This is a genomic window from Pseudomonas sp. Sample_16 (genome assembly GCF_004307665.1).
GTDB lineage: Bacteria > Pseudomonadota > Gammaproteobacteria > Pseudomonadales > Pseudomonadaceae > Aquipseudomonas.
The window spans coordinates 1-13,275 of record NZ_RCOB01000216.1; the positions used below are offsets into that span (position 1 = coordinate 1).

Sequence of the window (13,275 nt, forward strand, 5' to 3'; positions counted from 1 at the left end):
TGGTGAACCAGGATCAGAAGATCGCCGGCAACGACATCAAGCTGGGTATCCCGACCAAGATCCCGACCAAATCGAGTTCTGGGGCCAAAACGATGCCACAAACGCCCACTCAACCACAGGGTTCTCAGGCCGTACCGCGGGTGGATGAAGAGCTCTTTACTTCCGTGGTACCAACCGGCCCTCTGACTCTGCCTAAAACAGGCACCTCCACTTCAGCCCCCCTTATTAAAGGGCCCGAAGTGAAGCTGCCGGAGCCGACGCAACGACCAGGGCCGTCCATCAGCGCCCCTACGAGCGAAGAAATCGCAGGGCTTCCGCCCAAAACCATCACAGTGAAGCCCAAGGCGCCAGTGTTGACCCCTGAAGATGACCTAGATATCCCGCGACCAGGGGCGTCCATTAACGCCCCTACGAGGGAAGAAATCGCGGGACTGCCGCCCAAAACCATCACAGTGAAGCCCAAGACGCCAGTGTTGATCCCTGAAGATGACCTAGATATCCCACCTATTAGCAAGCCGGCTTGGACAGTCGCCGCTCGAAATGAATATAAACGGCCTACTTCGAGAATCAGCGCAGAGCCTAGAGGTGGTGTTTTTACCGTCAACAAAGGCGCGACAGCACCCACCGCTCAGCCTGGCGCCCTGGCTCGCTTTGATACCCAGGCTCCCACAAAGGGTCTACAGGTAATGAAGCCTGGAAGCGCTAATGACAGGTCGGGAAAGATGATCTATGACAGTCGTCAAGCGTCCGCTCCGGTCAGCCGTGATGACCAAGCCATCATCAATGGCTCTGCGTCGCCTAAAGAATCGCTTACTCATGCGGTAGGAAACGAACCCGCACTAGCAAAAACTCCTGTGGATGTGGAGGACGTCACGATCGATTTTGATCGCAAGTCAGCTTCTGCACAGACGCCCAAACATATACCTGCGCTGTCGGAAGACGCCCAGCAGCCGGAGGGTCCTTCCTTAATTCAGACAGCTGGGTCTCAATCAATAGATGCTCGCGAATTTTCAGCCGCAAGCCTACTAACGAAAACGGCTAGTGAAAAGCTCTCGGTGGGCGAAAAATACGATACTCGGCTCATTGTCAAACTAGAGTCAGATCCAGTAACCAATCGGGCGGCGCAACGCATTTACGACAAGCATCCCGACAACAGTGTAATTGTCGAACGTAATGCTCAAGGTGAGCACTCTATCGTCACCGGGAACCCACAAAATGTTGCAGGCAAAACCAAAGTGGAGTTGGTGGGGCATGGCGATGCCGCCCCATCTGAGGCAAAAACTATGGGCGGTCTGGATGCGCATGAACTGGCCAACGAGGTTATTAAGGTCACTGAGAAGGGAGGCATCCATACAGGTGATACGCTGGATGTGCGTAAGGTGACCGCGGTCGGTTGCGATACGGGAGGGTGTGCTGCGAATGGGTCGAATTTGGCCGGTCGAATAGATACCTCGCTGAAGGCGCAAGGTATTGAAATGGCGGTGCCTGTTAAAGGTTATAAGGGGCTGGTTGACGTAACGGAGGATGGTCGGAAGCGGTCTACGGCGGACGGTGGGCTGGGTAAACGTCGAGTCGAAGAACCATTGGCGCCCTCGCTAAAAGAAGACCTTCAGGTCAGCCTACCAAAAGACGACAGCAGCGCTCATCGAGTTCCTTACGCATACAATGAAGTTGATCTTCGTGATTTTAAAAAAGCGGCTCCAGGACAATGGTTTATCGGCGTAGTTAATACGTGTGACACGCCAACAGTCTGTGTCTCTCCCGTTAACATATTTGAAGCAAGAGGGACTAAAATGGATGCTGATGTTTTAAACAATAGGTCCGCGCGAGGAATGAATAGATATGCATCGGGCGCACCTGGTGAGCGAGATGGAGTAATGACGCCTTTTGAAAGCTATGAGGAAGGGAATTGGCTGAGCATGAGGCCGGTAGGCCAAACGCATCACACTGCCGTTATGCTAAAGAATAACTTAGATGAAAAGGACTCCTATGGATTTTCGTTGATAAAAGTAAACGACAATTTTGCTCAATTGAAATTTGGGTCGACCTCATTAAACACAAAGGAAGGGGCGTATATATCTCACAGCTTTTCACGGGCTACATTCAATAACAAGCCAGGATTTACGCCAGGCACGACATTGATGCCTGCGAATATCCAAGATCAGGTGACATCGCTATTGAAGAGCCCACCCTACTCAATTTCTCATATCGCGAGGTCACAAGATTAAAATGGCAACCCTTGTGGATATGACTGATACACGCATTAGCCCGCTCGCGGCTTAGTAAGCGTTGGCCGGAGTAGCTGTTTGTTTCTGGCAACTTCGGCCAACGCCAACTTTGAAAGCGACGAGTCAATTCAAAAGCTCAGATACCGCATGCCACACTGATGTCTTCACGGAATTTCAGCGTCACATAGACCCAAGATGCCGATTGAGTTAATGATGTTACGCTAGCAAACCATCAAAAATCGGTGTTCTTATACGTTATATTATTAACTGCCTTCCGTTTTTGGAGATTTGTTTACAGTTTTATCCAGTCTGAGTGCCGCTGCAGATAGAACTCAGTCTCTCGGCGCCCGATGGTCTCTTTGTAGTATCTGCAACGAGTCCAATATCACCGCATATTTAACTCTCAGCGTTTATCCAAGGCCTGCTGATTTTCTGAGCACCCTGCCTTGTTGATCGGCAATTAGGTCAAATATAGTTACCACAGCGCGCGCATGAGATCTGCTTAATAAGTGCTCAAATTTTGCCTTTTTCGAGTCGTCGCATTTGAAGGATTTACCTACTTACTCCTGCCAATGACTCAGATTTAATTAGACCTGAGAAAGGCAACCGTACAACGCTCCTCCCTCACGTGTACGGGCTATATGGGTCGTTCCTGTATGAACTGTCGTTCTTTGCTCAAGCGATACCACACGGTTTAGCCCGTATCTTCCCCTCAAAGGATACGGGCTTTTTTTCAGGCATGGCGCCATGTATCAAACGTCCGCAGCGCGTAGGGTCAACCCATCAATCTGATTCAAGGGCTGACAAAGGGCAGCTATCTTCGCGATGACTTCAGCGAATTATCACGAGCGTCATTCGAAACTGTTGATCCCAAAAAGGGACATTGAGCCAGAAGTAGTATGATCGAAGGAGATATAGCCCTTGCAGGGCTCATCACCCGAGTGCGGCGGAGCTGGATATGACCGTAACGCGTAAGCCGGCAAGAGCGCGACCCTCATCACCGGCAGCCAGGGCGCTCTATTGGTCCCTCTGTCCTCGCAAGGAGGTTCACGGTTCCTTGTGACTGTACCATTAGAGCGTGACCTGGCATCTGTTTTTAACCAAGCTTATGCAGCAGCTGTTGATGTGTTTTTTTTCGAAACGAAAAGCTCATTCGAGCTAGACATGTCGCTAGAGAGTTTTCTTCCCCCCCTCCTCCACAGCATGGAAGTTTTGGTGACGCCACTAAGAGATCGCTGATGGATAAGCATCTACATTATTGCTAGGCACGGTAGCAGAATCGCAAGAAAAAAGATCATATTGGCATAGAAAATGACTGATTTTCGACTAACGAAATTTCAGGCGGATTCTTATGATCAGTTCCCGCAATTAATAATGAGATAATTTTGTGCATACCATGCTTACTAAAATGACTCTGCCTGTATTGATCCTTTTGTCAACCCCTACCTGGGCGAACTCTTTCACCTTAACTAGTGCTGACATTTCTTCAGGAAAAACCATGAACCGGGCCCAAGAGTTTCAAGGCTTTGGATGTAGCGGAGGCAATGTATCGCCTCAGCTCTCATGGAGTAACGCACCTAAAGATACCGCAGCTTTTGCAGTGTTTGCTTACGATCCCGATGCACCAACGGGGAGCGGATGGTGGCATTGGCAGTTAATCAATATTCCTAAAGATGTAACCACGTTGGCCGCAGGTGTCGGCAATCCCAGCGCAAAGGCAATTCCGGCAGGTAGTATCAGTACCAAGAATGATTATGGCGTCGTTGGCTACGGTGGGGCTTGCCCTCCTCAGGGGCATGGAGCTCATCGCTACCAGTTCACAGTTTATGCCCTATCCAAAAAACTAGAGCTCCCGAAAGATGCTTCCGCTGCACTGACGAGCTATATGGTCCGCGCTAATTCAATTGCCTCAAGCACAATCGAAGCTTTATATGAAAAAAACTAAATTTTGATTTGGGCAACTGCTCATTATTAGCAATTCGTTACAACAATAGCTCCTGGCGTCCATAGCTGGCATGGGGGCACAGAAATACGAATGCTCTTCGAACCATCGAAGAGCATTTATGCTTTGCGTGCTGATAAAGAGTTATCTTTAGTAGTTCAGGTTTGAGTATTTAACGTCGCACACAGTGCGACATCATACGTATAATTGCATGCGAGACGGGAATGGGTGATTTTGTATATTCAGCACCTTCAAGAATTAGACTTTTGGCCTTGCACGGTCGAGGCAGTAATGCTGATATATCGAATTTGCAGCTAAGAAATCTCGGGCTGTCCGAAGACGAGTTTGATATTTGTTTCATGAACGGCCCCATAGCTGTCGATAAGCCGGGGCCAGGTGTCGAAACTCTCGGGGATCGGATGACCGGGCCTTGGTATTCCTGGCTTCCTACCTACAAAAGTGAGCCCGAGGCTAACGACTTAGCCGATGCGATTTGTGATGCTATTTTGGCGGTCTTATCCACTGTTGAAAAAGAAGGTCCATTTGACGGAGTTTTCGGATTTAGCCAGGGCGGAGTAATTGCAAGCCTCGTCAATGGTTTACCGGAAGATACCGCGTTGCTGTCTGCATTACAGCGTCGTTCGAAAGGAAGACAATTTTCGGCTTTACAGAATGGCGCGCCCTTTCGCGCAGCTATAATTGCGTGCGCGGCAGCATCAATGCCCCTATCTGAACTTCGGTCAAAAGCGGGACTAGGACCGGCTCCTTGCTGTAACTCTAAAAGTGTTCACCTCATTGGACGTCACGACGAGAATAAAGCTTGGTCTGAATCCCTTGCTCTTTCGATGAATTCGACAGTGACAGCGATTTTTTATTTAGCGAGCGGGCATGAAATCAATCAATCCCAGCGATCTGACGTGGAGCTCATTAATCATATACGTCAGTGTTTTTTGCCCGTTGATCAGAAATTACTAACCAAGCCCCTCACACCCAAGAATGTCGAATGGAGACAGTCAAGTGATCGCAGCTTTCGTGTCATGGCACGCGACGTTCAACTGTCTGCAGTAAAAGTCGAAACACAGGGACTGTCAGAAACCTTCGTTGAAATGCTTGCGTCCCCTCCCTCCAAAGCGCCTTTTCTGCGAACAGCCAGAGAACGCAATCCCAACGTTTACACCACTTATGGCCAGGTGCTTGAATTCTGCCGGCCAGGGGGAGAAGGTGATCTCAGACGCCTCGGCGTTCTGCCAGGTGAAGTCGTGGCCTATCTTGCTCCACCAGGTGGAACCGCGGTTGGCGCTGTCGCGTTTCTCTCTATTGCATCTCAAACGTGTGCTGCCCCGCTTACTCCCCATATGAGCAAAGCCGATGCCCTCGAAGCGCTTGAGCAATTCGGGGCAAAACATGTAGTGTTGTTTGGTGAGCCTACGGCTTCTGAAGTCCGAGCTGCCTGCGTTGATTTTGCAGCAAAAAATGCCGCGGTGCGTATTCACCATGCAGAACACTCCGAAAGCAACTCACCCGGCTTGTTCCGTTACAAAGCATCGATATCAGAATTTCAACATCTTCCCATATTGATCAATTCGCCAATGGCGAATTGCTTGCTGCTTCGCACCTCGGGAACGACGTCTACGCCAAAAGTTGTACCGCTGCGTCAACGAGATATGGCTTGGAATGCTGCGATCTTAGCCGATGGCATCGGGATCAATGGTCAGGATGTTGCATACAGTGTTATGCCCCTGGACCATATCGGAGGACTCAGTGCCTCTATCCTATGTAGCGTTGCGGTAGGCGCATCGGTTACCTGTGAAGGACTGTATAACCCGCAGGCTATGGTAGAAGCGCTCATGCACTCTTCGCCCAAACCTACGTGGTATTCAGCAGTACCGACAATCCACAATGCCACCGTTCGATACCTCCAAGAACACGCCATACATTATCTGGACCAAAACGGTCGATGGCATGGCCATGATCTTCGTATCATCCGGTCCGGAGCGGCAGAGCTCAAAGAGCCTGATCGCCTGGCTATCGAGCAGATTTACGGATGTGAGGTCGTTGCGACTTACAGCATGTCTGAACAGATGCCGATTTCCCAACCAGCCAGAAGTCAAGAAGGAGCGCCTCAGTCACCTGGTTCGGTCGGTGTGCCGGTGATTGCATCTGTTGCAGTCGTGGATCCTATAACATTTCGTCCTTTGCCTTTTGGCGAAGCAGGCGAAGTCGCTATCTGCGGCCCCACCGTTTGCACGGGGTATCTAGATAATCATGAGGCCAACCAACAGTCGCGATTTCTTTTGAAATCATATGAAGATGAACACCTTCATTATTGGTTTTTAACCGGTGATTTAGGGCAACTTGATGCTGACGGGACACTTTCACTGCGGGGCCGCCTAAAAGAACTCATCAAGCGAGGCGGTGAACAGATTTCACCCTTCGAGGTGGAAAGCGCCTTGACCCAGCACCCGTGGGTCAATACGGCCGTATGTTTTCCTGTCCCGTCTGACCTTTATGGTGAAGAAGTGGGGTGTGCATTGGTGCTTGAGTCTACGATCTCTGCGCAAGTCACGCATCATAACGCAGTTAAAGAAATGACTGCATTCCTTAGAACCACCGGGTTAGCTCGTTACAAATCGCCCAAGTATCTCAAACTTGTAGCGGACGAAGAGCTACCAAAAACGGCAAGCCGGAAATACATACGTAATGGTTTGGCGCAAGTACTACAGCTGCCTAATGCGAATTCAGCGAAGCAATCGCCCTCTGTAACTGATGCGACCACTCAAAGACAGTCAATAAACAGGGTTGAGTCTGCTCATGGAGGCCCGAAAGTTGATTGGGAAACGCTAGCAGGGTTCAGATTCTTGTTAGCATGCTATGTCATGTTTATGCATATTGGCTCCGATGAATCATGGGGCGCCTTTGCAAATCTTAGGCAATTTCCCTGGCATGTGCATGCGTTCTTCGTAACCGCTGGGTTTTCATTGGCAATCGTTATGCCATCCTTGATTAATCGCAAAAAATCATTTGTATGGGCTCGCATAAAGGCCATGTATCCGCTTTACGCTTTAGCCCTATTTTTTGCGTTGATCAACTTGCTACCACACTGTCAGCCATCCACATTCTCTCCGGTCTTCCATTGGAACTCCCAGCCGGGAGACATGGGGCGAATGTTTTGTGAAGGCACGCCTCTACTGCAAGAGTCCTGGGCGGCCAATCTGCTCGCGACAATAACAATCTATCTTACAGGATTGTCGGCCACACCACTTTGGGGAGCATCGTGGTTCATGGGATTTTACCTATGGTTCACCTCTATGTATTTCCAATGCTTGCTGATTTTCCCCAGCATATATAATCTGCTGTATAAGCTGCGAAAAAAGACGAAACCATTATTATTGTTGAGCCTATTGGGCGTTAGCCTCAATGTGCTGATATTATTAGGTTTTTGGTACGGCTATGCCGAAAATGCGACTGGCTATGGCTTTTTTGACCAATCAACGGGTGAAAAATTAATCCCTAGCGCTCAACAAATGGATGCTGCGGACACTGATAATGCGGTATTGCTTGGATTCTACTTATTCTCACCATTTTGGATGGTTTACTTCGTGGTGGGCATGTGCGTTGCATTTTTATTTGATGCTGTTCGGCCCTATAATCAGGCACGTGCCTACTTATGGGGCTACGTCGCCGACGCCATAACCCTGTTGGTTATCGCAGTCAGTACCGCGCATATTCTTCAGGGTTATATACCGCACGGATTGGCTGTTACGCAGGCTTCTCTCGACACCTTTTTCCTACGTCCCGAAGCCGCTAATAATTTTGCAGACCCAGGCATCGTTAACAGAATCTGGGACGAAGTCGCCTCTCGGCTATTCGCACCCATTACATTGCTCTGGCTTTTTGCTCTAAGTACGGGGCAAGGTTTAACAGCAAAAATCTTACGATCGAATGCTATTTCTCAAAGCTTGGCCCCAGCAACTTATGCATGCTTTCTGTTTCATCAGGTGGTGGGACAGTGGTACTACGCCATTACGCGAAATGGCGAGTGGTGGAACTGGTGGAGTTATCGTAAAGATTTTTATTGGTTTAGCCCCCAGCCTGTCCCTGTGGAATGGTATGAATATTTCTATCTCGTCGGACTAGTGGTTATATTTGGAAAGCTCGTACAGCCTTGCGAGCCATTAATTAGACGTGGCTTTCAAAGCATGAGCATGCTTCTGGCAGGAAATAAGGTTCAGACAGAACATTCAAGCGATACATTGTCAGAAGTTTTGAAAATCATAGAACGCACAACAGGGATGGAAGCTAACCCTGATTTAAGCTTAGAGGAGTGTGGCTTGGCGTCTCTCGGTGCTGTGCAATTTGCCAGTGCTCTGCGGGCTGAATTTTCTTCGGAGACGGTCAAAATTGAGCTGTCCGTATCGGACATCATATCAGCAGCTGATATTCGTGCCATTGCGTCTATTGTCGATGCCGCGAGGATACAGGCGCAACATCACGTAACTCAAGTTGTTTCTATGTCATAAAAACTACTCAACCATTTAAATTACCTGGGCAGTCTCGACGTTGACTCGATGGCTGGCCTGTTTGTACGAGAAGGAGAGTTTTTAGATGAAGGCATCGCCGATAACCATGCAGGAATTGAAGCATTTAGTGAAAAGGGTATCCCATGAAAATAAACCCTTGCCATTTTCGGTGCTTTCATCGTTCAAAGAACAGCGAATATTAAACGTCCCCATTCTTAAGCCGCTATTAATAGTGGTGCTGACCGGCGCTAAAGTGCTTGGGCAACAGCCCGAAGCCACTTGTGCGTCAGGCAACTTCTTGTTTTTATCGAATTCGTCATGCGCCGACATGAGGAACATTCCTGACGGCGAATACTTTGCCATTCTGATAGAGTTTGAGGTTGAAGACTTTAACCAATTTACGTGCAATGACGCCCCCCGCTTGACTTATTTTACAGGGACCGTGCCGGAGACTTTAGTTAAGGCCCTTAATCAATACGTAGAATGGTCCTCGTTGACCCCAAAAGAGTTATGGCATGCTCGACGAAAAGAAATTCTTAATTTGCTGTACTTAAGCGGCCATGAAGAAATCGCTAAAATTTCGGGCTATCCGAGCTTAAGCCACAAGCTGCATAAAATTATAAGCGAGGACGCTAGTAATGATTGGAGTGTTAATTATCTAGCCAACAAGCTCGCAGTGAGCCAGTCTACGCTGCGCCGGAAATTACGTGCAGAAGGCGGCGATATCAAAACGATTGTGAATCAAGCGAGAATGAGTAAAGCTCTTTTTTTGGTCCAAACGACAATGGAATCAATTGGACACATTGCGGAGCGTTGCGGGTACAAATCGCAATCTCGGTTCACTATGAAGTTTAAAAGTTCTTTTGGTGTAACCCCCACAAGCCTGAGAAATACGCGACTTCGGGGCTAGGTGACATTGATGCGAACCGATAAAGTAACACTACGAAGATTATCGAATATCCCGCTAGCGGTTGGTAACGCTGGCGAGGAGTATTATGTCTCCTTTCTGTGCTTCGCCGGCAGCACAGGGTGAGCGATTCGCTAAAATATTTACAAGCCGCCCAGTATTCAAGACATTCAGCAGCATCAAGTCGTTTAGGGGGATGACGTAACGACGTTGACGTTCCTTGTACATCAAAAAGGAAATGTGAAGGCGGCCGCGTTGAAGTCGCTGCAAGACTTAATTTTAAGGATCAATAATTCGATGCCATGTATGAAAAGAACATTTGATATTCAGCCATTCGCTGCGGACTTCTGCGTATTCATCAACGGTCAATCAATTCCGGCGGCTTCTGGCGAAACTGTTCTGACCGTTATTCAAGCTCTGGGCATTCGCCAATTGGCTCGCAATGACCATGATCAAACTAGCGGTGCCTATTGTGGCATGGGGGTATGCCAATGCTGCCTTGTGAAAATCGATGGCCGCCACAAGAAACGCGCCTGTCAGACGCTGGTGCGTGAAGGCATGTCCGTGCAAACCCTCGTCAACCGCATTGCTGGGCAGGAGATTGTATGAGCTTGCGACCGGTCATTGTCGGGGGAGGCCCCGCAGGCATGGCGGCGGCGATTGAGCTCGCCAAGCATGGCGTACGTACCACATTATTCGAAGAAGCCTCACGACTGGGTGGGGTGGTATATCGGGGGCCGCTTCGCGAAGGTGTGCAAATGGATTATTTGGGGCCGCGCTATACGCAAGCGCTGCTCAAATTGCACCAAGAGCTTCAGGTTTATTCGGATTTTATAGAGGTGCATCTCAACCATCGAGTGGTCGGCGCTGAAGGCAGTCGCTTGTGGGTACTGGATGACGAAGAGCACTTGCGGGAGTACAAGTATCCGCAATTGGTACTTGCAGCTGGCTGCCACGAACGTAGCGTGCCGTTCCCTGGCTGGACATTGCCTGGGGTCATGCTGTTGGGCGGCTTGCAGCTACAAATCAAAAGCAGCGTGGTTAAACCACAAGGACCGGTTGTGATTACTGGGACCGGTCCCTTGTTACCCCTCTTGGCTTGTCAATTGCTCGCTAGTGGAGTCACAGTCGCCGGGGTTTTCGAGGCGTGTTCGTTCGGAAAAATCGCTAAAGAAAGCCTGGCATTTTTGAACAAGCCGCAGCTGTTTCTTGAAGGCTTGAGCATGCTCACTTTTCTCAAAAGGCATGGCATACCTATTCAGTACGGTTGGGGCATCGTGGCGGCCCACGGGGGCAATGAGTTAAGTTCAGTCACCGTGGCACCTTACACCCGCACTTGGGGGGCCGATCTGAACCGCACTCTTCACATTCCCGCCCAAACCCTTGCTGTGGGCTACGGTTTCATTCCACGGACTCAACTTAGTCAGCAAATGAACTTGCGTCATGAGTTTAGTGACGATGGATGCCTGCGTGCCGTGACCAATATTTGGCAGCAAAGCAGCGAACCTCACGTACACCCGGTCGGGGATATGGCAGGTATTCGTGGAGGTGAAGCCGCAATGCTCACGGGAAAAATAGCGGCGGTGTCGATCATGCTTCAACGCGATGTACTCGACTCAGAACTGGCCCTGAAGTTACGTAGCTACTATTTGACCAAACTCGAGGCGATCGTACGGTTTCGCGCCGCTATCGATCGATACACTGCGCGGGGGGCCGGACAAGCTGGACTGCCTGCCAGTGGCACAGTTATTTGTCGCTGCGAAAATACCACCCGGGGTGAAATCGACAAAGCACTTGAGCAAGGTGTTCAAGACCTCCCTAGCTTGAAAATGCGCACGCGTGTTGGCATGGGCGATTGCCAGGGAAGGATGTGCGTCAGCTACTGCACTGACCGCTTGCGTGAAACCACCGGGCGCCAGAACGTGGGCTGGCTGCGCCCGCGCTTTCCAACCGATCCGATTCCCTTTTCAGCATTTAAGTCATTCGACATTGAAGACCACATGCCATGAATAAGTTTTATGACGTAATCATTGCTGGAGGTGGAGTGATTGGAGCCTCTTGCGCCTACCAGTTATCCAAACGTAAAAACCTCAAGGTCGCATTGATCGATGCTAAACGACCGGGCAATGCAACCCGCGCGTCGGCAGGCGGTTTATGGGCAATCGGCGAGTCAGTGGGGTTGGGTTGTGGGGTGATTTTTTTTCGTATGATGTCGGCTAATCACAAACGCAAAGCCCTAGGTTCGGCAGTCGTTGTGGATGCCCAGACCCCGCACATTTTACCTCAGGCATTTTTTGAGTTGGCCCTACAGTCCAACGCCATGTATCCGGCTCTGCACAAAGAGTTGCGCGATGATCACGGTATGGATTTCAAGTTCGAGCAGACCGGTCTGAAATTTGTGATCTACGACGATGAAGACCGTCTCTACGCCGAACACATTGTGGCGTGTATCCCCCACCTGGCGGATCAGATTCGGTGGCTGGATCAGGCCACGTTACGCAGAGCCGAGCCGAACATTAGTCACGAGGCCAAAGGTGCATTGGAATTTCTCTGTGACCATCAAGTCAGCCCGTTTCGGCTAGCCGATGCCTACACGGAAGGCGCAAGGCGGAATGGGATAGATCTGTATTTTAACACCAACATCATCGATGTATTGCATGAGGGATCGCGCGTCAGCGGTGTGCAGACCACCGAAGCAGGGGTGTTCCATTGCAGCACCTTGATCAATGCGGCAGGCGCCTGGGCGGCGGATCTGAGTGAAATGGCGACTGGACAACGAATTCCGGTGAACCCCGTGAAAGGACAGATCTTGCTGACGGAGCGTGTGCCGAAGATACTCCAGGGCTGCCTGACCACGAGCGACTGTTACATGGCTCAAAAGGACAATGGCGAGATTTTGATTGGCAGTACCACTGAGGACAAAGGGTTCGACATCACAACTACCTATCCGGAAATCGCAGGCTTGGTCAAAGGCGCAGTGCGTTGTGTTCCCCAGTTGGTCGATATAAACCTCAAACGCACCTGGGCAGGATTGCGTCCAGGATCGCCTGATGAGTTACCAATTCTAGGCCCCATGGTGGGGGCAGAGGGCTATCTCAACGCTTGCGGCCATTTTCGCACCGGAATTCTGACATCGGCGATTACGGGAATACTGCTGGATAAATTAGTTAACGACGAGGCATTGCCAATGGACATAACGCCCTTCTTGGCAAACCGTTTCAATGTTTTCGAGAAACCGGCCTAGCGAGCATTGCGGATTAGCCAACGGCTTCGACTGATGGTCGCGTGTATGTGCCTGCGGCTTAAGACACGCGTGAATTATTCAGCGGTGTGCAATGCCTCGGCGAGGCGCATTAGCAACGAATATCGAACAAACTTTACGTCTTAAACGACGATCCGAATGCCTCATGACTTAACTGCACACAAAATAACGTGCTCAATTCCGCCCCTAAAGCCATACCGGTGAGAAAAAATGCATTACGAGAAGCACGACGATTCACAAACGCCTCATCATAGTCAAATAACTCAGAAATCATAGCGAATGACTAAGACCTTCTATTTTGAAACACCTCCTCCGGTGATTATCCACCCGTGCCGTCTGCATTCAAGCGCGACAGGTACAGGAGCTGCATGCAAAATAAGTGAAACATTTTTCTTATAGATACTGAAAGACAGCGT

At 49.8% G+C, this 13,275-nt stretch carries 7 protein-coding genes; all 7 read left to right on the forward strand.

The window, feature by feature from the left end:
* A partial coding sequence (locus D8U69_RS28105; protein ID WP_130908587.1) for a C80 family cysteine peptidase occupies positions 1-2,228 on the forward strand: 2,228 nt, incomplete at its 5' end.
* A 1,498-nt stretch (positions 2,229-3,726) separates the two neighbouring features.
* Positions 3,727-4,173 carry a YbhB/YbcL family Raf kinase inhibitor-like protein gene (locus D8U69_RS28110; RefSeq protein WP_241667799.1) on the forward strand — a complete coding sequence of 149 codons (447 nt, stop codon included), beginning with the start codon at positions 3,727-3,729 and terminating at the stop codon, positions 4,171-4,173.
* Positions 4,174-4,394: 221 nt separating this feature from the next.
* A complete protein-coding gene (locus D8U69_RS28115) occupies positions 4,395-8,690 on the forward strand; it encodes an AMP-binding protein (RefSeq protein WP_130908588.1) in 4,296 nt (1,431 codons plus the stop codon).
* An 85-nt stretch (positions 8,691-8,775) separates the two neighbouring features.
* Positions 8,776-9,600 (forward strand): helix-turn-helix transcriptional regulator, encoded by an 825-nt coding sequence (locus tag D8U69_RS28120; protein WP_241668705.1) that lies wholly within the window; start codon positions 8,776-8,778, stop codon positions 9,598-9,600.
* A gap of 294 nt (positions 9,601-9,894) precedes the next feature.
* Complete coding sequence (locus tag D8U69_RS28125; protein ID WP_130904962.1) at positions 9,895-10,206, forward strand: (2Fe-2S)-binding protein; 312 nt, start codon at positions 9,895-9,897, stop codon at positions 10,204-10,206.
* Positions 10,203-11,606: a cyanide-forming glycine dehydrogenase subunit HcnB gene (hcnB, locus tag D8U69_RS28130; protein WP_130908589.1), complete on the forward strand. Its 1,404-nt coding sequence runs from the start codon at positions 10,203-10,205 to the stop codon at positions 11,604-11,606. The genes D8U69_RS28125 and hcnB overlap by 4 nt, the downstream gene beginning before the upstream one ends.
* Positions 11,603-12,841: a cyanide-forming glycine dehydrogenase subunit HcnC gene (hcnC, locus tag D8U69_RS28135; RefSeq protein ID WP_130904960.1), complete on the forward strand. Its 1,239-nt coding sequence runs from the start codon at positions 11,603-11,605 to the stop codon at positions 12,839-12,841. Before hcnB ends, hcnC begins: the two co-directional genes overlap by 4 nt.
* The last annotated feature ends 434 nt before the right edge of the window (positions 12,842-13,275 follow it).